This window comes from Klebsiella sp. 141251 (assembly GCF_050600725.1).
Classification (GTDB): domain Bacteria; phylum Pseudomonadota; class Gammaproteobacteria; order Enterobacterales; family Enterobacteriaceae; genus Klebsiella; species Klebsiella aerogenes.
This window is the reverse complement of record NZ_JAQIRG010000006.1, coordinates 225,449-249,487: the sequence shown is the minus strand read 5'-3', so window position 1 is coordinate 249,487 and position 24,039 is coordinate 225,449. Positions and strand designations below refer to the sequence as shown.

22 protein-coding genes are annotated in these 24,039 nt (G+C 55.3%); 10 read left to right on the top strand and 12 right to left on the bottom strand.

Annotation, left to right across the window (positions count from 1 at the left end; all coding sequences use genetic code 11):
- Positions 1-23: 23 nt before the first annotated feature.
- From xylR to xylF, 4 genes are all read right to left on the bottom strand, one after another.
- Positions 24-1,202, bottom strand: coding sequence for a D-xylose utilization transcriptional activator XylR (gene xylR, locus PGR09_RS15580; protein ID WP_045390709.1), 1,179 nt, complete (start codon positions 1,200-1,202; stop codon positions 24-26).
- Between the two features lie 123 nt (positions 1,203-1,325).
- On the bottom strand, positions 1,326-2,507 hold the full coding sequence (gene xylH / locus PGR09_RS15575) for a xylose ABC transporter permease XylH (RefSeq protein ID WP_047047728.1): 1,182 nt from the start codon (positions 2,505-2,507) through the stop codon (positions 1,326-1,328).
- A complete protein-coding gene (locus PGR09_RS15570; protein WP_045390714.1) occupies positions 2,485-4,026 on the bottom strand; it encodes a xylose ABC transporter ATP-binding protein in 1,542 nt (513 codons plus the stop codon). Before PGR09_RS15570 ends, xylH begins: the two co-directional genes overlap by 23 nt.
- Before the next feature lie 64 nt (positions 4,027-4,090).
- Complete coding sequence (gene xylF / locus PGR09_RS15565) at positions 4,091-5,086, bottom strand: D-xylose ABC transporter substrate-binding protein (protein ID WP_045390717.1); 996 nt, start codon at positions 5,084-5,086, stop codon at positions 4,091-4,093.
- 372 nt (positions 5,087-5,458) lie between these two features.
- On the opposite strand from xylF, the gene xylA reads away from it, so the two are divergent.
- The 4 genes from xylA to yiaA all read left to right on the top strand — a co-directional run bounded on the left by xylA (position 5,459) and on the right by yiaA (position 9,352).
- Positions 5,459-6,781, top strand: a complete 1,323-nt coding sequence (gene xylA / locus PGR09_RS15560; RefSeq protein ID WP_045390720.1) for a xylose isomerase — start codon at positions 5,459-5,461, stop codon at positions 6,779-6,781.
- A gap of 94 nt (positions 6,782-6,875) precedes the next feature.
- Positions 6,876-8,330, top strand: a complete 1,455-nt coding sequence (gene xylB / locus PGR09_RS15555; protein WP_047047735.1) for a xylulokinase — start codon at positions 6,876-6,878, stop codon at positions 8,328-8,330.
- A 169-nt stretch (positions 8,331-8,499) separates the two neighbouring features.
- Positions 8,500-8,877: an inner membrane protein YiaB gene (gene yiaB / locus PGR09_RS15550; RefSeq protein ID WP_047047737.1), complete on the top strand. Its 378-nt coding sequence runs from the start codon at positions 8,500-8,502 to the stop codon at positions 8,875-8,877.
- Positions 8,878-8,911: 34 nt separating this feature from the next.
- The gene (gene yiaA, locus PGR09_RS15545) at positions 8,912-9,352 is read left to right on the top strand and encodes an inner membrane protein YiaA (RefSeq protein ID WP_045390728.1); all 441 of its coding nucleotides are present in this window, start codon (positions 8,912-8,914) and stop codon (positions 9,350-9,352) included.
- A 34-nt stretch (positions 9,353-9,386) separates the two neighbouring features.
- On the opposite strand, the gene PGR09_RS15540 is transcribed toward yiaA, so the two are convergent.
- Positions 9,387-10,382, bottom strand: a complete 996-nt coding sequence (locus PGR09_RS15540; protein WP_047047740.1) for an acyltransferase — start codon at positions 10,380-10,382, stop codon at positions 9,387-9,389.
- Between the two features lie 184 nt (positions 10,383-10,566).
- On the opposite strand from PGR09_RS15540, the gene PGR09_RS15535 reads away from it, so the two are divergent.
- The 5 genes from PGR09_RS15535 to yidD all read left to right on the top strand — a co-directional run bounded on the left by PGR09_RS15535 (position 10,567) and on the right by yidD (position 16,337).
- Complete coding sequence (locus PGR09_RS15535; protein WP_045390734.1) at positions 10,567-10,866, top strand: YsaB family lipoprotein; 300 nt, start codon at positions 10,567-10,569, stop codon at positions 10,864-10,866.
- A 137-nt stretch (positions 10,867-11,003) separates the two neighbouring features.
- A complete protein-coding gene (glyQ, locus tag PGR09_RS15530; protein WP_001168551.1) occupies positions 11,004-11,915 on the top strand; it encodes a glycine--tRNA ligase subunit alpha in 912 nt (303 codons plus the stop codon).
- Between the two features lie 9 nt (positions 11,916-11,924).
- Positions 11,925-13,994 carry a glycine--tRNA ligase subunit beta gene (gene glyS, locus PGR09_RS15525; protein ID WP_020077709.1) on the top strand — a complete coding sequence of 690 codons (2,070 nt, stop codon included), beginning with the start codon at positions 11,925-11,927 and terminating at the stop codon, positions 13,992-13,994.
- Between the two features lie 232 nt (positions 13,995-14,226).
- Positions 14,227-15,846: an ABC-F family ATP-binding cassette domain-containing protein gene (locus PGR09_RS15520; RefSeq protein WP_430916280.1), complete on the top strand. Its 1,620-nt coding sequence runs from the start codon at positions 14,227-14,229 to the stop codon at positions 15,844-15,846.
- An 86-nt stretch (positions 15,847-15,932) separates the two neighbouring features.
- Entirely contained in the window at positions 15,933-16,337 is a 405-nt protein-coding gene (gene yidD / locus PGR09_RS15515; RefSeq protein WP_072056487.1) for a membrane protein insertion efficiency factor YidD, read from the top strand.
- Between the two features lie 49 nt (positions 16,338-16,386).
- Here yidD and cspE read toward each other — a convergent pair whose 3' ends face one another.
- The 3 genes from cspE to PGR09_RS15500 all read right to left on the bottom strand — a co-directional run bounded on the left by cspE (position 16,387) and on the right by PGR09_RS15500 (position 18,759).
- Positions 16,387-16,599 (bottom strand): transcription antiterminator/RNA stability regulator CspE, encoded by a 213-nt coding sequence (gene cspE / locus PGR09_RS15510; RefSeq protein ID WP_000014594.1) that lies wholly within the window; start codon positions 16,597-16,599, stop codon positions 16,387-16,389.
- A gap of 264 nt (positions 16,600-16,863) precedes the next feature.
- Positions 16,864-17,154 carry an HTH-type transcriptional regulator gene (locus tag PGR09_RS15505; protein ID WP_045390740.1) on the bottom strand — a complete coding sequence of 97 codons (291 nt, stop codon included), beginning with the start codon at positions 17,152-17,154 and terminating at the stop codon, positions 16,864-16,866.
- 246 nt (positions 17,155-17,400) lie between these two features.
- On the bottom strand, positions 17,401-18,759 hold the full coding sequence (locus PGR09_RS15500; RefSeq protein ID WP_045390741.1) for an MFS transporter: 1,359 nt from the start codon (positions 18,757-18,759) through the stop codon (positions 17,401-17,403).
- A gap of 435 nt (positions 18,760-19,194) precedes the next feature.
- On the opposite strand from PGR09_RS15500, the gene PGR09_RS15495 reads away from it, so the two are divergent.
- A complete protein-coding gene (locus tag PGR09_RS15495; RefSeq protein WP_045390744.1) occupies positions 19,195-19,905 on the top strand; it encodes a DUF3053 domain-containing protein in 711 nt (236 codons plus the stop codon).
- A gap of 66 nt (positions 19,906-19,971) precedes the next feature.
- Here PGR09_RS15495 and ghrB read toward each other — a convergent pair whose 3' ends face one another.
- The 4 genes from ghrB to PGR09_RS15475 form a co-directional block, all read right to left on the bottom strand.
- On the bottom strand, positions 19,972-20,943 hold the full coding sequence (gene ghrB / locus PGR09_RS15490; RefSeq protein WP_063415760.1) for a glyoxylate/hydroxypyruvate reductase GhrB: 972 nt from the start codon (positions 20,941-20,943) through the stop codon (positions 19,972-19,974).
- A gap of 24 nt (positions 20,944-20,967) precedes the next feature.
- Positions 20,968-22,248, bottom strand: a complete 1,281-nt coding sequence (locus PGR09_RS15485) for an MFS transporter (RefSeq protein ID WP_045390750.1) — start codon at positions 22,246-22,248, stop codon at positions 20,968-20,970.
- Between the two features lie 100 nt (positions 22,249-22,348).
- Positions 22,349-23,284, bottom strand: a complete 936-nt coding sequence (locus tag PGR09_RS15480; protein ID WP_047047762.1) for a sugar kinase — start codon at positions 23,282-23,284, stop codon at positions 22,349-22,351.
- A 3-nt stretch (positions 23,285-23,287) separates the two neighbouring features.
- On the bottom strand, positions 23,288-24,037 hold the full coding sequence (locus PGR09_RS15475; protein ID WP_315711821.1) for a sugar phosphate isomerase/epimerase family protein: 750 nt from the start codon (positions 24,035-24,037) through the stop codon (positions 23,288-23,290).
- Positions 24,038-24,039: the final 2 nt, after the last annotated feature.

Here is a 24,039-nt window from a genome sequence, read left to right as displayed (position 1 = left end):
AGCCCGGGCATTTTTCTTTCCCGCTACATCATTACTTCACTGTGCTGGTCGCGGTATTCCTTTGGCGTCACGTCGTACTCTTTCTTAAACACCGAATAGAAATACTGCAGCGACGGATAACCGCACATCTGCGAAATTTCGTTTATCGATAGCGTGGTGGAGACCAGCAGGCTGCGCGCTTTTTCCAGCTTTTCGCTGTGGATCACCGTGTGGATGGTCTCGCCGACCTCTTCTTTAAAGCGTTTCTCCAGATTAGAGCGGGAAATACCGACGGCGTCGAGCACCTGCTCAACCTTAATGCCTTTGCAGGCGTGGTTGCGGATGTAATGCATCGCCTGAATCACCGCAGGGTCGGTGAGTGAGCGATAATCGGTGGAACGCCGCTCAATGACGCGCATCGGCGGCACCAGCAGGCGCTGCAGCGGCAGCGCTTCGTTTTCCATTAAACGGTGCAGTAGTTTCGCCGCCTGGTAGCCCATTTGCCGGGTACCTTGCGCCACGGAAGAGAGCGCGACGCGGGAGAGATAGCGGGTCAATTCTTCGTTATCGATACCGATAACGCACAATTTTTCCGGCACCGGAATATGCAGCAGCTCACAGGCCTGCAGGACGTGACGTGCCCGGGCATCGGTCACGGCGATAATGCCGGTTTGCGGCGGCAGCGTTTGTAGCCAGTCGGCGAGCCGATTTTGCGCATGCTGCCAGTTCTCCGGCGCGGTCTCCAGCCCCTGATAGACCACGCCACGGTATTTTTCTTTGGCGACTAGCTGGCTGAAGGCGTGTTCGCGCTCCATCGCCCAGCGCTTGCCGCTGGAGGTCGGTAGCCCGTAAAAGGCGAAGCGGTTCACGCCTTTTTCTTTCAGATGCAGGAATGCGCTTTCGACCAGCGCGGCATTATCGGTGGCGATATAGTGAACAGGCGGATAGCATTCTGGCTTATGGTAGGAGCCGCCGACGCCGATAATCGGCACTTTGACATCCGCCAGTAGCTTTTCAATCTCCGGGTCGTCGTAATCGGCGATCACGCCATCACCCAGCCACTCTTTGATGTTTTCGATACGCGCGCGAAAATCCTCTTCGATAAAAATATCCCATTCCAGCTGTGATGCCTGCAGATATTCGCCAACGCCTTCAACCACCTGACGGTCATAGGCTTTGTTGGCGTTGAATAACAGCGTAATGCGGTGACGCTTTTCAAACATAGATGATATTCCTGCTCTTACCCCGGTCATACAATACCGGCTAATGCCCGAATTATTTCAAGCGCCTTATTGCGAAGTTTGGCGGTGGCGCAAGTTATTCGGGCATTTTTCATAGTGATACCGTTATGTTCTCCGTTTGGTAGCCGAATCCATCCAGACCGCCAACAGTAAAATGGCGCCTTTGACGATGTATTGCCAGAAGGTGGCGACGTCCATCATGCTCATGCCATTATCCAGCGCCGACATAATAAACGCCCCCATCACCGCGCCAGCAACGCTGCCGACGCCGCCCGCCAGACTGGTGCCGCCAATCACGCAGGCGGCGATAGCGTCCAATTCGGCGATGTTGCCGGCGGAAGGCGAACCTGCTCCCAGCCGCGAGCTGAGAATCAACCCGGCGATGGCCACCATCAGGCCGTTAATGGCGAAGACCGCAAGCTTGGTGCGCTCGACGTTAATCCCGGAGAGGCGAGCCGCTTCCAGATTGCCGCCAATGGCATAGATGCGGCGGCCAAAAGCGGTGCGGGTCGCCATAAACATGCCCGCCAGCAGCAGAGCGGCGAGTATGAGCACCGGCGTCGGTACGCCGCGATAGTCATTGAGCAGCCAGATAGCGCCCAGCACAATAACCGCGGTGATGGTCTGACGACCAACGGCGCCGCCAGAACTGGTGGTCGCCAGCCCTAAAGCCTGTCGGCGCATCCGTCCGCGCCATTGCCAGATGATAAAAGCCGCCATGCCAATAACGCCGATTCCAAAGCCGATGCCGTCCGGTAAATAACTTTGGCCGATTTGCGACATTGCCGGCGTGGTGGGCGAGACGGTGGTACCGTTGGTAATGCCGATTAAAATTCCGCGAAACGCCAGCATGCCGGCAAGGGTCACAATGAAAGAGGGCACCTTACGATAGGCGACCCACCATCCGTTCCACGCGCCGAGCAGTAGCCCCATAACCAACGTAACGAGGATGGTGAGCGGTAGCGGCCAGCCGAGCCAGACGTCGAAAATCGCCGCCGCCCCGCCGAGCAGCCCCATCATCGAGCCGACGGAGAGGTCAATTTCCGCCGAAATGATCACAAACACCATGCCGACGGCGAGGATGCCGGTGATGGCGGTTTGCCGCAGGAGGTTGGAAATATTACGTGCGCTCAAATAGGCGCCGTCGGTAACCCAGGTAAAAAACAGCATAATGGCGATAATCGCGGCGATCATCACGAAAACCTGGAGATTGAGCCCTTTCAGCGCCGGAAAAGCGGTAGGGGCGGATGGGGTGAGTTTGATTTCAGACGACGTGTTTTTCGACATGGCGTTCGCTCCTCAGCGCGGCTTCCATCACCTGTTCCTGGGTCAGACCTTGATTAAGTAAATCGGCCTTAAGCTTGCCTTCGTGCATCACCAGTACCCTATCGCTCAGCCCGAGCACTTCAGGCAGTTCGGATGAGATGACGATGACGGCGATGCCTTGCTGCACCAGTTGATTGATAAGCTTGTAGATTTCGTATTTCGCGCCGATATCGATGCCGCGGGTTGGTTCATCGAGGATCAAGATGCGCGGGTTGAGCAGCAGGCAGCGGGCCAGAATCGCCTTTTGTTGATTGCCGCCGCTCAGGCGGCCAATCGCCAGATCCGGCGATGACGTTTTAATTTTCAGCCGCTGAATCGACTGCTGGATGCAGTGCTGCTCTGCGGCGTCGTCGAGACTGCTCACCGGGCCGGTGAACTGGTTTAACGCCGCGAGAGTGATGTTCTTGCCGACTGCCATCACCGGCACGATGCCGTCTTTTTTGCGATCTTCCGGCACCATGGCGATGCCATGGGCAATCGCCTGTTGGCAATTGTTAATTGTCACCGGTTGGCCATCGATAAAAATGCTTCCCTGCCAGCGCCCCGGCCAGACGCCAAACAGGCACTGTACGGCTTCGGTGCGCCCGGCGCCGACTAACCCGGCGATGCCGAGGATTTCGCCGCGGCGGAGGGTAAATGAGACGTCGTTGACGCGCTTAATATGGCGGTTTACCGGGTGCCATGCGGTGAGATGCTCGACACGCAAGATTTCTTCGCCATGGCTATGGGGTTCGTTTGGATACAGCGCCGTGAGCTCGCGCCCGACCATCATAGTGATGATGTCATCTTCGTTCATTCCGCTGGCGTCGCGGGTGCCAATATGCTGACCGTCACGTATTACGCAGATAGTGTCGGAGATGGCTTTAACTTCATTGAGCTTGTGCGAAATATAAATACAGGCGATACCGTGGTTTTGCAGATCGCGAATAATCGCCAGCAGCGTCGCGGTTTCTTGTTCAGTTAACGATGCCGTGGGTTCATCGAGGATCAGCAAACGTACCTGTTTATTCAGCGCCTTGGCGATCTCGACTAACTGCTGCTGGCCCAGACCTAAATCACCGACGCGGGTATCCGGCGAGATCGATAAATTCACCTGTGCCAACAGCTTCTGGCAGCGCAGGGTCATGGTTTCGTAATCCAGCAGGCCATGGCGTGAGATCTCGGCGCCGAGAAAGATATTTTCCAGCACCGTGAGATGCTTCACCAACGCCAGCTCCTGGTGAATGATGGCGATACCTTTACGCTCGGTATCGCGAATATGATTCGCCTGCAGCGTCTCGCCGGCGAAAATAATTTCACCTTCGTAGCTACCGTGCGGATAGATCCCGCACAGCACTTTCATCAGCGTTGATTTCCCCGAACCATTTTCACCGCATAACGACACCACTTCCCCGGCATTCAGCCGCAGGCTGACGTTATCCACGGCTTTAACCGCGCCGAAGGCTTTGGTGATGTTCTTCATTTCGAGTAACCAGGACATAGAGACTCCGCAAAAGCGATATCCGGCAGGACGAAAATGACGCCCCGTATCGGGGCGTCAGCCATTACAGTTCACTCTTTTTGTGGAAACCGTCTTTAATTACCGTGGCGTCAATATTCTCTTTATTGACTTCAATTGGCGTTAACAGGCGCGAGGGGACATCTTTTAAGCCGTTATTCAACGTGGCGTCGGCCTTGGGTTGCTGGTCGTTGCCTAATTCAACGGCGATTTCGGCAGCGTTGGTGGCAAGGGTGGTGATAGGTTTATAAACGGTCATCGTCTGGGTGCCGGAAATAATACGTTTCACGCCAGCCAAATCGGCGTCTTGCCCGGAGATAGCGACTTTACCCGCCAGCCCCTGGGCGCTTAGCGCCTGGATAGCGCCGCCGGCGGTCGCGTCATTGGAAGCCACTACCGCGTCAATTTTGTTGTTATTCGCCGTCAGCGCGTTTTCCATGATTTTTAACGCATTTTCCGGCAGCCAGCCGTCGACCCACTGATCGCCAACTATCTTAATTTTGCCCTCATCGACATAAGGTTTGAGTACCTTCATCTGGCCGGCGCGGAACAGTTTGGCGTTATTATCCACCGGCGAGCCGCCCATCAGGAAATAATTACCCTGCGGCACTTTGTCAACCAGACTTTGGGCCTGCATTTCACCGACTTTTTCATTATCGAAAGAAATATAAAAATCGATGTCAGCATTATTAATCATGCGATCGTAGGCGAGGACTTTAATTCCCTCTTGTTTTGCTTCCTTAATAACGTTGCTGAGCACCTGGCCGTTGTAAGGAATAATCACTAAAACATCGACGCCGCGGTTGATCATATTTTCAATTTGCGACATTTGCGTTTCTTCGTTGCCATTGGCGGACTGCACAAATACTTTGGCGCCTAAGGATTCTGCTTTATTAACGAAAATATCGCGATCTTTTTGCCAGCGCTCCAGACGAAGGTCGTCGATGGCCATCCCAATCTTAACTTCTTTAGCCATACCCGCCATGCTGGCGAGAAGGAGCGATGAGGCGCAGAGCGTAAGGCAAAGGTTCTTTATCTTCATAATAACGATACCTTTTCAAAGGGTAGGTAAGGCGTACAGGAATAAACTTCAGGTTGCAGATACGTTGCAGATTCTTAACGGGGAAGCGAGGGCTGGCAATTACCTGTTCTTATTTTCGCATTATGAAATTTAGTTTGTTTTGTAATTTATGACCGCGATCGTATTTTATTCAAGAGTATGCAGATTATTTCATTCTTCTTCCATCATAGGATTCCAGAAATGATGCGGAGAGGAATTATTTTTGCGAGCTGGCGCACGTTTGTGGATTCTCTCAATGGCGGTGTGAAATAACGTAATTGAGGAAGGCGAAAGTGGAATTCTATATTGGCGTATAACTTGTTACTCGCCGCACCCCTGAATATGGAGTTCTCTATGCAGACCTATTTCGATCAACTCGAACGCGTTCGTTATGAAGGCCCGAAATCGACTAACCCGCTGGCTTTCCGCCACTACAATCCGGATGAATTAGTACTGGGTAAACGCATGGAAGAGCACCTGCGTTTCGCCGCCTGCTATTGGCACACTTTCTGCTGGAATGGCGCGGATATGTTTGGCGTGGGGTCCTTCGATCGACCATGGCAGCAGCCGGGCGAAGCGCTGGAAATGGCGAAGCGTAAAGCCGAAGTGGCATTTGAGTTTTTCCATAAGTTGAATGTGCCGTATTACTGCTTCCATGATGTCGACGTTTCTCCGGAAGGCGCTTCGCTGAAAGAGTACAGCAACAACTTCGCGCAGATGGTGGACGTGCTGGCGGAAAAACAGCAGCAGAGCGGCGTCAAACTGCTGTGGGGGACGGCAAACTGCTTTACCAACCCGCGTTATGGCGCAGGGGCGGCGACTAACCCCGATCCGGAAGTCTTTAGCTGGGCGGCGACTCAGGTAGTCACCGCAATGAATGCGACCCACAAGTTGGGTGGTGAAAACTATGTTCTGTGGGGCGGTCGCGAAGGCTATGAAACCCTGCTTAATACCGACCTGCGTCAGGAACGCGAGCAGATCGGCCGCTTTATGCAGCTGGTGGTTGAGCACAAACACAAAATTGGTTTCCAGGGCACCCTGCTGATTGAGCCGAAGCCGCAGGAGCCGACCAAGCACCAGTATGATTATGATGCCTCCACGGTTTATGGATTCCTGAAACAGTTTGGTCTGGAAAAAGAGATTAAACTGAACATTGAAGCCAACCACGCCACCCTTGCCGGCCACTCTTTCCATCACGAAATCGCGACGGCTATTGCGCTGGGCCTGTTCGGTTCGGTTGATGCTAACCGCGGCGATGCGCAGCTTGGCTGGGATACCGACCAGTTCCCGAACAGCGTGGAAGAGAACGCCCTGGTGATGTATGAGATCCTCAAAGCGGGCGGCTTCACCACCGGCGGCCTGAACTTTGATGCTAAAGTTCGTCGCCAGAGCACCGACAAATACGACCTGTTCTACGGTCATATCGGTGCGATGGACACCATGGCGCTGTCGCTGAAGGTCGCGGCGCGCATGATTGAAGATGGCGAGCTGGATAAACGCGTGGCAAAACGCTACGCCGGCTGGAACGGTGAATTGGGCCAGCAGATCCTTAAAGGCCAGATGACCCTGACCGACATCGCGCACTATGCGACTCAGCACAACCTGGCGCCGCAGCACCACAGCGGACATCAGGAACTGCTGGAAAACCTGGTGAATCATTACCTGTTCGATAAGTAATGCCGACAAAAGCGCCCGCTAAATCCGGGCGCTGGCTGTAACCATTTTTGCTGCGCCACGCTTTGCCGTGGCGTTCGTGTTAAGGAGACGCTGCATGTATATCGGGATTGATTTAGGGACCTCGGGCGTAAAAGCCATTCTGCTCAATGAACAGGGCGACGTACTGGCGACGCATACCGAAAAACTGACCGTCTCGCGCCCACATCCGCTCTGGTCCGAACAAGATCCCGAACAGTGGTGGCAGGCGACGAATACCGCGATGCAAGCGCTGGGATCGCAACACGCTCTGCGTGAGGTAAAAGCCTTAGGGATCGCCGGACAAATGCATGGCGCCACGCTGCTCGATAAACAGCAACGGGTGCTGCGTCCGGCGATTTTGTGGAATGATGGCCGCTGCGGCGAAGAGTGCATGCTGCTGGAAGAAAAAGTCGGCGCTTCGCGGCAAATCACCGGTAACCTGATGATGCCGGGCTTTACGGCGCCTAAGCTGCTGTGGGTGCAGCGTCATGAAACCGATATCTTTAAACAGGTTGATAAGGTCCTGTTGCCGAAAGATTATCTGCGGCTACGCATGAGCGGTGAATTCGCCAGCGATATGTCCGACGCCGCCGGCACGATGTGGATGAACGTCGCGCGTCGTGACTGGAGCGATGAGATGCTCGCCGCCTGCGGGCTCAGCCGCGACAATATGCCGTCGCTATTTGAAGGCTGTGAGGTGACCGGCCAACTGCGTGCTGAGGTAGCCCAGGCGTGGAATATGCCGCGGGCGCTGGTGGTTGCGGGCGGCGGTGATAACGCCGCAGGCGCTGTCGGCGTTGGCATGGCCGATGCCGGGCAGGCGATGTTATCGCTGGGAACCTCCGGCGTCTATTTCGCCGTCAGCGATGGTTTTCTGAGTAAACCGGAAAGCGCGGTGCATAGTTTCTGCCACGCGCTGCCGGGCCGCTGGCATCTGATGTCGGTGATGCTCAGCGCCGCGTCTTGTCTGGATTGGGCGGCGAAGTTGACCGGCCTTGGCAGCGTACCGGCGCTGCTCGCCGCGGCGCAGGCGGCGGCCGAAAATGCCGATCCGGTGTGGTTTCTCCCCTATCTTTCCGGCGAGCGTACCCCGCACAACAATCCGCAGGCTAAAGGCGTGTTCTTCGGCCTTACCCATCAACATGGTCCCGCCGAACTGGCGCGGGCGGTGCTTGAAGGGGTGGGTTACGCGCTGGCCGACGGTATGGATGTTGTGCACTCCTGCGGCGTGAAACCGGAAAGCGTCACTCTTATCGGCGGCGGCGCGCGGAGCGCATACTGGCGGCAAATGCTCGCCGATATTAGCGGGCAGCAGCTGAATTTCCGCACCGGCGGCGATGTCGGCCCGGCGTTAGGCGCGGCAAGATTGGCGCAGCTGGGCGTTCATCAAGGTGCGGCTTTCTCTGACCTCCTGCCGCAGCTGCCGCTGGAGCAGGCGCACTTGCCTGATGCTCAACGGTTTGCCCGTTATGCGCCGCGTCGTGAAACATTCCGCCAGATCTATCAGCAGCTTAAGCCACTGATGTCATAAGATGTTCTCGCCCCATTTATTGGGGCGAATTCCCTTTCTGAATGATTCACTTTGCATTGATTTAATTCACATATTTATTTATTCCGAATTGTGGATTTCAATTCGCTGAAACCGCCGCAACTGGCAATTCCCCGGTCATAATGAGCGTTACGATGGCCAGGGAGGCGCAATGAAATTAAAACGTACGACGGCAAGATTGGTCATGCTGCTGGGCTCGCTGGTTTACTTAATCGGCATCTGGCGAACGTGTCCGCTATTCAGCGGCAAAGGGTACTTTCTTGGTGTGCTGGTGATGGGGATGTTTGCCGTGCTCACGCATCAGCGAACGGAGCTGGAAGCGCAGCGAGACGACGATTTTATCTCTCTGTGCCGGCTGGTGCTGTTGCTATCGGTGGGATTGCTGCTGGTCGGCGCCTGGTTTGTCCCCGCGCCGTGGCGTGAAAAAAGCATTTACGTGATGGCATGGTTTGTCTGTATGTATGGCGCTTCAGCGATATCTTATCCCACCAAAGTCGCGGATAAAGCTCGCAATAGCTCAGTGGAATAAGCTGTCAGTCGACAGCGAAGAGAGGTAGTCAGTAATGGAAATGAAAGCGACGACATATTCACCCGCGTTTCACCTGATCTCATGGATTGCGCTGGTGGGCGGTATCCTCGTGTATTTGATTGGCCTGTGGAACGCGCCAATGGAGCTCAATGAAAAGGGCTACTATTTTGCCGTATTGGTATTGGGTCTTTTTTCCGCCGCTTCTTATCAGAAAACGGTACGTGATAAATACGACAAAATTCCAACCACCGCTATGTATTACATGTCCTGCCTGATCGCCTTCGTGATTGCGATAGGCCTGCTGGTAGTGGGATTGTGGAACGCAACGCTGATGTTAAGCGAGAAAGGCTTCTATGGCCTGGCATTCTTTTTGAGCCTGTTCGGCGCGGTAGCAGTACAGAAGAATATTCGTGACGCCTGGGATCGCTCGCCGTTAAGCGAGGGGAACGCAGTAATCGAAGAGACCGCAGAGTAACCGACGGCGCCCGCGTTGAACGGCGGGCGCTTTTTTAGCTCACTAACCGGCGGCGGTCAATTCGCTGAACCAGTACAGACAGCGCCAGGCTACCCAAGAGCGCAGCGGCGAAAATCCATACAATATCCAGTAATGGCCAGCGGCTAAGCTCAAGACCACTTGCGCGCAGCGCGTGTATAAACAGCGCGTGAAAACCATAAATGCCTAACGAATGTCTGGAAATTAACGCAATACCCGGGAGCTCGCGATTATTGAGGATGTTTTTGCCCAGCGTCAGCAACGAGGTCGCGCAGACAAATACTGCTGGTCCGCAATAAAGATACCAGGTATCGCCGAAATCGCCGCGCCATTGCAGTTCATGCAGCGTGCCGCGTGAAATGACCCACACCGCGGCGGTAAACAGCAGCGCGCACAGCAGGGTTAATCCTCTTCTGTCGGTGTTCATGGCGCCGATCGCCCGGCCCAGTATCCCGTACAGTACGTAGTAAAAGGTATCGCCGTTGATATAAAGATTGATCGGTAGCCATTCAATGCCGCCGGCTTTAATACTTACCGTATTAGGGTTGGCGATGAGGCCAATCACCAGCATCAGCGCCAGCAGCATTTTGCCGCTGACCTGCTTCACCTGAATCAGCGGCGAGAGCAGATAAATCACCACAATGGCAAAGAAAAACCACAGGTGATAAAACACCGGCTTCTGCAGTAAGTTTTTTAATGACAGCCCAACGTTGATATGGGTAAACAGGGTGATATAGAGCAGCGCCAGCGCGCTGTAGAACAGGATACACAGCACGATGCGCAGATAATGACGCGGCTGGGCGCTGCGTTCGCCAAAAAAAAGATAACCTGAAATCATGAAAAAAAGCGGGACGCTGACGCGCGATGCCGAGTTAAGCAGGTTAGCGATATCCCATTCAAACAGGCTGATGCTATGCGGATGGGTAATATACCAGGTGGTGCTGTGAATCATCACGACCATCAGACATGCTATGCCGCGCAAGTTGGTAATCCAGCTTATTTTTTCCTGCATCTGTACCTCATGGCTCCTGCGTAAAAAGAGTCTGACTCCCGTAGTTTGTCGTCATCACAATGGAATATTCTGAGTTTATCGCCACACTCTTGTAGAGCATCAGTGAGATTCGCAAAATGTTTGTCTGGGTTTACATGGTCTGCACGATAACAATTGGCTAACAAGGCGGTTGAGAAAAATAGTGATGAAATATTTCGTATCAGTCCTGGTGGCGCTGCTGCTGGTCGGCTGCAGCCAGACACCTGCTCAACCTGTCCAAAAAGCGCAAAAGGCACGTATCACGCCGCAAACGACGCTGAATATGGAAAAACTATGCAAGGATCAGGCGGCGTTACGTTATAGCACAGACACCCGTCGCGTCGACGTCAATCATTTCGAGCAGTTCCAGGCGAGCTATGAGCTTTCCGGCCTGACTTCGCGGAATGAACGTTTTATCTGTTCTTTTGATCCGGACGGCCAGTTTTTGCATCTTTCTATGCGCTAAATGCGGCTTGAACGCCGCATGATGGCGCCGCTTTGCTCAAATTTCGCTAAACAAAGGCGTTTCATACTGTATATCTCGCAGCCAGCGGGTATACTGATCCCTTCCTTTAAATCCACACGTATCCAGCACGAAATAATATGCAAAAGTTTGATACCAGGACCTTCCAGGGCCTGATCCTGACCTTACAGGATTACTGGGCTCGTCAGGGCTGCACCATTGTTCAACCACTGGACATGGAAGTTGGCGCCGGCACCTCCCACCCGATGACCTGCTTACGCGCGTTGGGGCCAGAGCCGATGGCGACCGCCTACGTGCAGCCTTCTCGTCGCCCGACCGACGGTCGCTATGGCGAAAACCCGAACCGCTTACAGCACTATTACCAGTTCCAGGTGGTGATTAAGCCGTCTCCGGACAACATTCAGGAATTGTACCTCGGATCTCTGAAAGAGCTGGGTATGGATCCGACCATTCACGACATCCGCTTCGTTGAAGATAACTGGGAAAACCCGACGCTGGGCGCCTGGGGGTTGGGTTGGGAAGTGTGGCTGAACGGTATGGAAGTGACGCAGTTCACTTACTTCCAGCAGGTTGGCGGCCTGGAATGTAAACCGGTTACCGGTGAAATCACTTACGGCCTGGAGCGTCTGGCGATGTACATCCAGGGCGTGGACAGCGTCTACGATCTGGTCTGGAGCGATGGCCCGCTGGGCAAAACCACCTACGGCGACGTGTTCCACCAGAACGAAGTGGAACAATCCACCTATAACTTTGAATATGCGGACGTAGACTTCCTGTTCACCTGCTTCGAGCAGTACGAGAAAGAAGCGCAGCAACTGCTGGCGCTGGAAAACCCGCTGCCGCTTCCTGCCTACGAACGTATTCTCAAAGCCGCCCATAGCTTTAACCTGCTGGATGCGCGAAAAGCCATCTCCGTCACCGAGCGTCAGCGCTATATTCTGCGCATCCGCACCCTGACCAAAGCAGTGGCAGAAGCTTACTATGCTTCCCGTGAGGCCCTGGGCTTCCCGATGTGCAACAAAGACAAATAAGAGGCGGCCATGTCTGAGAAAACTTTCCTGGTGGAGATCGGCACCGAAGAGCTGCCACCAAAAGCACTGCGCAGCCTGGCTGAATCCTTCGCTGCCAACTTTACTGCGGAACTGGACAACGCTGGCCTTGCGCACGGCGCCGTCGAATGGTTTGCCGCGCCGCGCCGCCTGGCGCTGAAAGTGGCGAATCTGGCCGCCTCGCAGCCGGATCGCGAAGTCGAAAAACGCGGCCCGGCCATTGCCCAGGCGTTTGACGCGGAAGGTAAACCAAGCAAAGCGGCCGAAGGCTGGGCGCGCGGCTGTGGAATCACCGTCGATCAGGCTGAACGTCTGACCACCGATAAAGGCGAATGGCTGTTGTATCGCGCCCACGTTAAAGGTGAAAGCGCGCAGACTCTGCTGCCGAACATGGTTGCAACCTCGCTGGCGAAGCTGCCGATCCCGAAACTGATGCGCTGGGGCGCTTCTGACGTTCACTTCGTGCGTCCGGTACACACCGTGACCCTGCTGTTGGGCGATCAGGTTATTCCGGCGACCATTCTGGGCATCGCTTCCGACCGTATCATCCGCGGACATCGCTTTATGGGCGAGCCGGAATTCACCATCGACAATGCCGATCAGTATCCGCAGATTCTGCTGGAGCGCGGTAAAGTGATGGCGGACTACGCCGAGCGTAAAGCCAAAATCAAAGCGGACGCTGAAGCGGCGGCGCGTAAGATTGGCGGTAACGCTGACCTGAGCGAAAGCCTGCTGGAAGAAGTGACCTCTCTGGTCGAGTGGCCGGTAGTGCTGACGGCGAAGTTTGAAGAGAAATTCCTCGCGGTGCCATCCGAAGCGCTGGTTTACACCATGAAGGGCGACCAGAAGTACTTCCCGGTCTATGCTAACGACGGCAAACTGCTGCCCAACTTTATCTTCGTGGCGAATATCGAGTCCAAAGATCCGCAGCAGATCATCTCCGGTAACGAGAAGGTCGTTCGTCCGCGTCTGGCGGATGCCGAGTTCTTCTTCAATACCGACCGTAAAAAACGTCTGGAAGATAACCTGCCGCGTCTGGAAACCGTGCTGTTCCAACAGCAGCTGGGAACCCTGCGCGACAAGACCGATCGCATTCAGGCGCTGGCGGGCTGGATTGCCGAGCAAATCGGCGCTGATGTTAACCATGCGACCCGCGCGGGCCTGCTGTCCAAGTGTGACCTGATGACCAATATGGTCTTCGAGTTCACCGACACGCAGGGCGTGATGGGGATGCACTACGCGCGTCATGACGGCGAAGCGGAAGACGTCGCAGTGGCGCTGAACGAGCAGTATCAGCCGCGTTTTGCCGGCGATGCGCTGCCGTCTAACCCGGTTGCCTGCGCGGTGGCTATTGCCGACAAGATGGACACCCTGGCGGGTATTTTCGGTATCGGCCAGCATCCGAAAGGCGATAAAGACCCGTTTGCGCTGCGTCGTGCCGCGCTGGGCGTGCTGCGTATCATCGTTGAGAAGAACCTGAATCTCGATCTGCAAACGCTGACCGAAGAAGCGGTGCGTCTGTACGGCGAGAAACTCACTAACGCCAACGTCGTTGATGACGTCATCGACTTCATGCTGGGCCGCTTCCGCGCCTGGTATCAGGACGAAGGCTACGGCGTTGACACTATTCAGGCGGTACTGGCGCGTCGTCCGACTCGCCCGGCGGATTTCGATGCGCGCATGAAGGCCGTATCGCACTTCCGTACGCTGGAAGAGTCCTCCGCCCTCGCGGCGGCAAACAAGCGCGTATCCAACATCCTGGCGAAATCCGACGAGACCCTGAACGATATCGTTCATGCCTCGGTGCTGAAAGAAGCGGCGGAAATCAAGCTGGCCGGTAATCTGGTGGTGCTGCGTGATAAGCTGCAGCCATACTTCGCCGAAGGCCGTTATCAGGATGCGCTGATTGAGCTGGCTGCGCTGCGCGAGCCGGTTGATGAGTTCTTCGAAAATGTGATGGTTAACGCTGAAGACAAAGATGTCCGCATCAACCGTCTGACGCTGCTGTCCAAACTGCGCGAGCTGTTCCTGCAGGTTGCGGATATTTCGCTGCTGCAGTAACTATCTCGAGAAAGGTCAAAAGCCTGCCATCCGGCAGGCTTTTTTTTGCCTTATCGCGATGGTGAAAAAATAATCTTGAAATCCAGGTTCAGGCCTGGCTATCCTATGTCCCGACGAATCCCTCGTCTCACTGGAGCGCGCACGACAAATGAACAAACACGACTGATGAATTTCACGCCTTACCTTGCAGACGCTGCGGGTAGGGGAGTATTGATTTCATTCAGGAGTGCTTATGGCTCATTGCGCCCACACCCCCTCATTTGTTTTACATCAGGTCACCTGTCAGTTCGCGACGGGACAGACGCTTTTTGGGCCGCTGAATTTATCGCTGGAACCGTTGCTTTGCGGCCTTGTTGGACGCAACGGCGTTGGCAAGACACGCCTGTTGCGTCTGCTGGCGGGCCTCGATTCTCCTTCCGGCGGACATATCGAACGGTCGGCTACGGTTGCCTGGGTGGCGCAGCAGCCGACCCTCACGGCCGGGACCACCATTGCCTCGCTACTGGGTTATGCACCGCTATTTGACGCTTTGTCCCGTCTTGAACAGGGGAAAGGACTGGCAGATGACTTCGAACTGTTAGATGGTCGTTGGGATCTGCCCGATCGCCTGAGTTCAGCCTTTCGCGATGCCGATCTCGCGGCATTCTCCGCCGATCGTCCCGCTTTTTCGCTCAGCGGCGGCGAACGGATGAAGGCGCTGCTGTGCGGCGCATTTGTTTCCGGCGCGGACTATCTGTTGCTGGATGAACCCACGAATCATCTCGATCGTCAGGGCAGGGAGTGGCTGTATCAGCAGCTGGAAATCTGGCGGGGCGGGGCATTAATCGCCAGCCACGACCGTGAATTACTGGCTCGGATGTCGAAGATTATTGAGCTAACGCCGGCGGCGCTGCGCAGCTACGGCGGTAATTATGCCGCATATCAGCAGCAGCGCGAAGCGGAGCAACAGGCCGCCCGAGCGGCGCTGGAGCATGCCGCTATCGAACGGCGGCGCACCCGGGCGCGGATGCAAAAGGAGCATGATGCGGCCCAGCGGCGATCGGCGCAGACGCTGCGTACTGTCGATACGCTGAATATCGCCTCTTTCGAACGTGTGAAGTACAAGGGGGCCGCAAAAGAGCGCCCGGGCACGCTGCGCCGTCAGCATCGTGAACAGAACAGCAGCCTGAATGCCGCCGTGCAGCAGGCGTGGGAGCGGGTAGAAGAAGATAGTCCGGTGATGTTCACGCTACCGGGCAGTGAAGTGGCCGCCGGCAAGCAGGTACTGGTGCTGGAATCACTGCAGTTAGCTCACTCATCCACCGCGCCGCTCGACTGGCGGGTGGATGGCCCGATGCGCATCGCGCTAAAGGGGCCAAACGGCTGTGGCAAAACAACATTGTTGAAAACCCTGATGGGGCTGGAGCAGGCAACCTCTGGCGATGTTCGGCTGTCGGTGAGCGCGGCGTATCTCGATCAGCATCTGTCGCAGCTTGATTTATCACTATCGGCAATGGAGCACCTGAACTTAGGAAACACTCCGCTGGATGAAGGAATGCTGCGTAGCCGTCTGGCGCAGCTCCAGCTGGGGGCTGACAAGGTCAGCCTTCCGCTGGCGGCGTTAAGCGGCGGCGAGCGACTGAAAGCGGCGCTTGCCTGCGCGCTCTGGCGGCGGGACTCAACACAACTTCTGCTACTGGATGAGCCGACTAATCACCTCGATCTGGCTTCGACTCAGGCAATTGAAAGCGCGCTGGCGGCGTTTTCCGGCGCGATGCTGGTGGTATCGCATGACGAGGCATTTTTACAAGGCCTGAAGCTGACTCATAGTCTGGAGTGGCGGGATACGGGCTGGCATTTCACTGCCATTTAAAAGCCTCCGTTTTTGGGAATTCATTTATACCCGTCGGGCGATCGGGAGGGATATGATGACTGATAGCCCGCACATTTTAGGTATATATGGACAACCTAATATTAAAATTAATTGCTTTTTATCAACGGATTATCTCTCCACGCAAAGGCTACCGCTGCGCCTATAGCGTTTTACATCATACGCAGGGTTGTTCAGGTGCGGTAAAAGACATTATTCATAACAAAGGCGTCGTTGACGGTTGGCGAGAAATTCGTCAGCGATTCGCCGACTGTCGGGTGGCTGCGGAAACCCTACAGCAACAAAAACTCGCGGCTAACCCAGCGGGTAAAAAAAGACGTAAACCGGGAAGAAAGCGCGATGCTTGCGATGGTTGTGATGTTGTCACTGGCTGCGACGGTAAGTGCTGTTCCCACCTGGTGCCGGATAAGCTGCCGGATCTGGATTGTCCTTGCGACTGTTTATCAGTGAGATTGTGGCGCCGAAATAGATAAAAAAATCCCCGCCATAAGGCAGGGATTTATTGTTCTTAGCGGCTTGAACTTACAGAGAAGTTACGTTGCCAGCTGCCGGGCCTTTAGCGCCGCTTTCGATGGTGAAGGAAACTTTCTGACCTTCGTCCAGGGATTTGTAGCCATCGTTCTGGATAGCAGAGAAGTGTACGAACACGTCTTTAGAGCCATCGTCAGGAGTGATGAAGCCGAAGCCTTTGTCAGCGTTGAACCATTTTACGATACCAGTCATTTTACCGGACATAGTGAATTACCTTTAAAAAAATTAGTGAGCCTTGCGGCGTAGTGGTCTGGACTACAGATTTAAAGCGATAAAGGGAAAGTTCACTACGGGGATATCTAATGGATAACCTTTGAAGGACTGCTCTATTCGACTGCTCTGTGGTCTGTACATCAAACCTGCGAGCATTAACGCATGTTCTCAGTCGGATAGCAAACTTTTTTTCATCAGGATATAAAACGGCCCTGCATCAGGACCGTTACCAAAAGAAGATAGTAAACCAGTTTTTCAATCTATTAGCTGCCTTGAGAGCTGCGGATTGGCCATCATCAGGCGCATCAGTTTGAGTTCCGTGGATGACGGTTTTACCCGTCGCGACTCCCACTCTTCGACCATTGCGACGCTGACGCCCATGGCATTGGCGAAATCATCGGTCTTAAGCCCTGTGCCTTTACGCAGCCGTTCAAATTCATTAAAAACGCTTGGGGTACGGGCAAGCGTGGCCGTTTGCGGCTGATCTTTAAAAACAATTTGTTCCAGGTTACTCAACAAATCAAATACGGGATCTTTATATTCCATTGAGAGCTCCTATTCTGTCTCACTGCGGAGAGGAAAATACATCGAGCCATTTAAGAATAGTCGCAAAAGCAAGGAAAATAATAACAGCAGTGATTATTTGTTGGCGTGGTTTCGTTAATCACCCGGAAAAGCGGCGTGCGTAAAAGCTAAGGTGATGATTCCTAACATCGACAGCGGCTTTAGAAAATTTATGTAAATGATGGTTAGCGGCAAGAAAAAGCCAGCGCAGAGCGCTGGCTGGATTGATTAGGCTTTTTGTAAATTCTTGCTGTCATTTTCGCTGACGGTTGGCTGGCGCTGGCTCATTTTGTATTTCACCAGCAGAGCGATGGCGGATAAAAACGCCGGGATCGCCAGCATCGTGAAGATGGTCTCAAACGACAATTGCGCCTGCATCAGGAAAGCGCCGCTGAAGGCGCCGAGGATCCCGCCGAAGCGGCCGATACCCAGCATCCAGGCAACGCCGGTGGCACGGCCCTGGGTTGGGTAGAACCCGGCAGCCAGCGCCGGCATTGATGATTGCGCGCCGTTCATAATGCTGCCGGCGATGAACACCATCACTCCCATCAGCAGCAGATTGCTGGTTGAGAAACCGACCAGGCAAACAAAGACGCCGGTGAGCAGCCAGCCGACGGCAACCACCTTGTTAGGGTTGATCTTGTCCATTAGCGCGCCGAGGATCAATACGCCAATCCCGCCGCCGAGCGGGAACAGCGCGGTGATGATAGAAGCCTGGCTCATCGAGGCGCCGGTTTCGCGGATCAGCAGCGGTAGCCAGCTGGTCAGCAGATAGAAAATCAATAATCCCATAAAATAGGTCAGGCACAGCATCACGGTGCCCACGGCGTAGCGCGGGGAGAAAATCACGCCAATGGCCGACTTTTCATTCACCTGGCCTGCTTCACGTAGCTCAAATTCAACCGCATCCGGCAGCGGCGCGATACGCTTCAGGATGGCGGCGATGCGTTGTGCCGGCTGCCGTTTCACGACCATATAGCGGGCGGATTCCGGCAGCAGGAACATTAACGCCACGGCCAGCAGCAGCGGCATCACGCCGCCAAGCACTAACACGCTTTGCCAGCCATAGTGCGGGATCATCCAGGCTGACAGGAAGCCCCCGAGCGACGATCCCATCGGGAAGCCGACGAACATCAGGTTTACCATCAGCGCGCGGCGGCGTTCCGGAGCATATTCGCTCATTAGCGTCGCGGCATTCGGCATTGCCGCGCCTAAGCCCAGACCGGTGAGGAAGCGTAATAATGTCAGTTGGTTCAGACTGCTGGCAAACGCGGTTAACAAACTAAAGCCGCCGAACACCAGGATCGACATAATCAGCACTTTCTTGCGGCCAATACGGTCGGCGAGCGGCCCGGCCGTCAGCGCGCCGACGGCGAGCCCGACCAGAGCGGCGCTCATTACCGGGCCCAGCGCGGATTTCTCAACTCCCCATTCCTGTACCAGGTCTGAAGCAATAAATCCGATAATCGCGGTATCAAATCCGTCCATCGCGACGGTAATAAAACATAAGGCGAGAATCATCCATTGGTACTTAGTGAATGGATGTTCGTTGATAAAAGCCTGAATATCGATGGTTGTTTTCTTCATACGGCATTCCTGGCAGGCTGAGCGGGGGACAGAGGTATTGTTATAGTCTCCCTCGCTATCATTGATGTTGGTTGTGCGATAATCGAACATAACGCCGTTAATCGCTCATTAATCAAACCATTGAACCTGCCTGTAGACAATGTGCCGCCGTCAGGAAGCGTGCGATTATCGTCCGCTTTGCCCAATTCATTCACCGATGATTTTATTAATTTTAATTAAATCAAAAAGATATTTACTATTTTTGCCGGTTAAGTTATCGCGTTAAATGTGATGAACTTAACAGCAGACATGGCTGGCGCCGGGGTGCAAAAAAGGACATTTTCCACGGTAAGATTATCAGGAAAGGGTATCCTGTAAGCCCGTCCTGGACTATCCTTGTCAGCGTCTGGCACGCGTGTGCCTGTTTGCGCTTTTTTTGGCTGAAGGAGTAAAAAAATGGCGACAGGAAAGTCCTGCTCTCGCTGGTTTGCGGCCGTTGCGGCCATATTAATGGTGGTTAGCCTGAGTGGGTGTTTTGATAAAGAAGGCGATCAGCGCAAAGCGTTCATCGACTTCCTGCAGAATACGGCAATGCGTAGCGGCGAACGTCTGCCAACGCTTACCGCCGATCAGAAAAAACAGTTCGGCCCCTTCGTTTCCGATTATGCGGTGATTTACGCTTATTCACAGCAGGTTAGCCAGGCGATGGATGCAGGTCTGCGCCCGGTGGTTGATAGCGTTAACGCCATTCGCGTGGCGCAGGATTATACCACTCAGCGTGAACCGCTGCGTCAGGCTAACGGCGCGCTGGGCGTGCTGAGCCAGCAGCTGGAAAACGCCAAAATGCAGGCCGATGCCGCGCATGGCGCGCTGAAGCAGGCTGATGACCTTAAGCCGGTTTATGACCAGGTGTTTAATAAAGTCGTGACGGCGCCGGCGAATGCGCTGCAGCCGCTGATCCCGGCCGCGCAGATCTTTACTCAGCAGCTGGTCCAGGTGGGTGATTTTGTCGCTCAGCAGGGGACGCAGGTGAGCTTCGTGGCCAACGGTATTCAGTTCCCGACGTCACAGCAGGCGAGCCAGTACAATGCGCTGATCGCCCCGCTGGCCGCACAGCATCAGGCCTTTAATCAGGCCTGGACGGCGGCGGTTAACGCCACGCGTTAATCGGTATATCGCTGTTCTCCCGGCTGACGGCGTAAGCGCCGCCGGCCGGGCTTCTGCTTTTCTCGCTTACTTCACCTGCGGGTTCACACAGTTCTTCTCTACCTTGCCGTTCAACGCGTCAATCAGATTGTCTACCGCGCAGGCCGCCATGTTATAACGCGTCTCGTGGGTAGCGGAACCAATGTGCGGCAGCGCGACCACGTTCGGCAGTTTCAGTAATGGCGAATCTTTTGCCAGTGGTTCATGTTCAAAGACATCAAGACCGGCGGCGTGGATCTCACCGGCCTGCAGCGCCGCAATCAGCGCCTGCTCGTCAACCACCGGACCGCGTCCGGCGTTAATGAAGATGGCGGAAGATTTCATTTTGGCAAACTGCGCTGCGCCGAACAGGTGGTGGGTCTCTTCGCTCAGCGGCAGGATCAGGCAGACGAAATCCGCTTCCTGTAACAGGGTATCCAGATCGCAGTAGCGGGCGTTAAAGCGCTCTTCCGCCTGCGGATGCTGACGGCGCGCGTTATACAGAATCGGCATGCCGAAACCGAAGTGGGCGCGCTGCGCCAGCGCCATGCCAATGCGGCCCATGCCGACGATGCCTAAGGTTTTATGGTGTACATCGCAGCCGAACCAGTCCGGCCCGATGCTTTTGGTCCATTCGCCCGCTTTCACGCGTTCAGCGACCTCAACCACCCGACGCGCGGTGCTCAGCACCAGCGCCATCACCGTATCGGCGACGGTTTCGGTCAGCACGGTCGGCGTATGCATCAGCAAAATCTTGCGCGCGTTCAACGCATCGACATCAAAATTGTCGTAGCCGACAGACACGGTAGAAGTCGCACGCAGCTTCGGCATTTTCTCCAGTAACGCGGCGTCAACCTTTTCACTCGAACCCAGTAAACCTTCCGCCTGGGCGAAAGCCTCCGCGTGCTGTGAAACGGTTTCCGGACGCAGGTTTTTCACCTGGGTGACGGAAAAATGTTCCTCCAGACGATGTAACAGGTCGTCGGGAAGCGTTTTATAGAGAATGACAGACGGCTTCATGCGAATCTCCGTAGCGTAAGTAGTTCAGGCGTGATGAGCGCCAAGCGGAAGTTTTTGATTCTTAGCAGGCTTAACAATTAAAGTAAGCCATACCGAGGCGAAAAGCGCCACACCCATGAAAATGTACGAGGCGGACGGGCTGCCGGTTGCGCCGTTGAGGTAGCCGACGAACCACGAGCCAAAGAAGGAACCCAGCGCTCCCATACTGTTGATCAGCGCCATCGCGCCGCCGGCGACGTTGCGCGGCAGCATCTCCGGGATAATCGCAAAGAACGGACCGTACGGGGCGTACATGGCCGCGCCGGCGATCACCAGCAGGGTATAAGAGACCCAGAAATGGTTGGCGCCGACGGCCCACGAGCCGATGAACGCCAGCCCGCCAATGAGCAGCAGCGGCCAGACAAACAGCTTACGGTTCTGCATCTTATCGGAAGCCCAGGAGACGGCAATCATCGCAATCGTTGCCGCCAGATAGGGTACTGAAGAGAGCCAGCCTACCTCGACCATCCCCATGTTTTCGCCGCCGCTGCGGATGATTGACGGCAGCCACAGTACGAAACCGTACACGCCGATGCTCCAGGCGAAATATTGCATACACAGTAGCACCACGTTGCGTGAACGGAAGGCTTCGCCATAGTTACGCACCGCTTTGATACCCTGCTGCTCGCGCTCCAGCTGTTCCTGCAGCGCCGCTTTTTCACTTTCCGCCAGCCAGTTCACCTGCGACGGTTTGTCTTTCACCAGTACCCACCAGCAGAAGGCCCAAATTACTGCAGGGATCCCTTCAAAGATAAACATTTCACGCCAGCCGAAGGCCTGGATCAGATAACCCGATACGACCGACATCCACAGTACGGTGACCGGGTTGCCGAGGATCAGGAAGGTGTTGGCGCGCGAACGCTCTGATTTGGTGAACCAGTTACTGATGTAAATCAGCATCGCCGGCATGACCGCCGCTTCCACCACGCCAAGAATAAAGCGGATGGCCGCCAGCGCCGGGATGTTATGCACTACGCCGGTCAGCGAGGCGCAGCCGCCCCACAGGATCAGGCAGATAAAGATAAGTTTACGCACGCTGCGGCGTTCGGCGTAAATCGCTCCGGGGATTTGGAAGAAGAAGTATCCAAGGAAGAAAAGGGCGCCCAGCAGCGATGAGATGCCTTTAGTGATGCCAAGGTCTTCGGTAATGCCCGCGGCCGATGCAAAGCTGAAGTTGGCGCGGTCAAGGTACGCCAGGCTATACGTGATAAACACGATAGGCATGATGTACCACCAACGTTTTGCTGCATTTGTTGAACTGTTCATAGGCTTGCCTCTGTCAATGAGGTGACATACGCCCGCCGGGACGGGCGCTGCTGTGCCGCACTGCATGTAGGGTACAGGACGGCTGTTTTAGGTGAAAAGATTATTCGCCCAGCGCTTCGCGGGTGGGCAGCCCTTCGCTATCGCCCTGGACCTGAATGGCCAGCGAGCCAATTTTGTTACCACGGTTCACGGCTTGCGTCAGCGTTTTGCCTTCCAGCAGCGCGCTGATCACGCCGACGGCAAAGCCATCGCCCGCGCCGACGGTGTCCACCACGTTATCGACTTTAATCGCGGCGATGGCGCCCTGTTCGCCGTCAGCGGTCTTGAACCAGGCGCCGTCGCAGCCGGTTTTAATCACCACCGCCTTAACGCCGCGCGACAGATAGAAATCAGCGATACCTTCCGGCGTCTGCTGGCCGGTAAGAATCACCCCCTCTTTTAAGCCTGGCAAAACCCAATCAGCCTGGAAGGCGAGGCGGTTCAGTTTCTCCACCATCTCGGCTTCGCTTTTCCACAGTACCGGGCGCAGGTTTGGGTCAAAAGAGAGGGTTTTCCCTTCGGCTTTCATTACGTTGGCCGCATGTTCCAGCAATGCATACGAGCTGTCGGACAGCGCGGCGGCGACGCCGCTTAAGTGCAAATGGCGGGCGCTGGTGAAGTAATCGGCGCGGAAATCTTCCGTCGACAGATGGCTGGCAGCCGATCCTTTACGGAAATATTCCACGATGGGATCGGTTCCATTTTCGACTTTAGATTTCATCTGGAAGCCGGTAGCGTAGCGCTCGTCAACGGCTACGCCGCGCGCGTCAATACCTTCTTTGGCCAGTGAATTCAGCACGAAACGGCCAAAACTATCGTTGCCGACGCGGCTCACCCAGCCCACCTTCAGCCCCAGGCGCGCCAGGCCTGTCGCCACGTTCAGTTCAGCGCCGGCCACGCGTTTGATAAAGCGTTCAACTTCCGCCAGTTCGCCGGTTTCGGTGGCGACAAACATCGCCATGGCTTCGCCAATGGTAATGACATCTAAGTTTTCCATGGCTTAATCCTCGCGTAACAGATCAACGTAATGGCGGGTGACGGCGGTCAGGTCGTCGCCGACCAGCGGGAATTCAATACCGCGCGGCGCGTCGGCGGGCAGGTTATCGAGCAGCGCCAGCCAGCGTGCGTCCGCCTGGTCCGGCGGGACGGCGCGATACTTCTCATGATGAGGCTCAGCCGCCTTCACATGAATATAGCTGACTGCAGGGGCGAGGTAGCGCGCGGCTTCTTCCGGCGAATCGCCGACCCACAGCCAGTTCCCCATGTCGAAAGTCAGCGTCACCGGCATCTGATGGACCCGACAGGCGGCTTTGAAGCGCTGCATCGGCGCCAGTTGGCCGCAATCGGTCTGGTCATTTTCCACCACCAGCGCCATGCCGCTGTCGCTCAGAATATCGCGCAGCGTCTCCAGCTGTTGATTATGGATGAAATGACCGAGGGAGAGCTTCAGCCACAGGGCGTTGAGGGTTTGCGCTTCCTCAAGTAATGACGGGAGATTAGGATTGAGCTCGCCATTGTCGGCGAACAGCGCTTGCGGCGCGGAGTAGCAGGCCAGCAGGCCCCGTTTTTCAATGTCGGCCGCCAGCGTCGGCAACTGCTTCAGTTCCGCCGCGCTGAACAGCTCGCGGCGAATTTCCACGCCATCGGCGCCGGAACCGGCGATAAAGGGTAATACGGCGGACTGCCCGCCAAGCGCTTTAACGTGGTCGTTGCCATAAGCGGCGGTGACGACAATGATTTTTCTGGCCATTG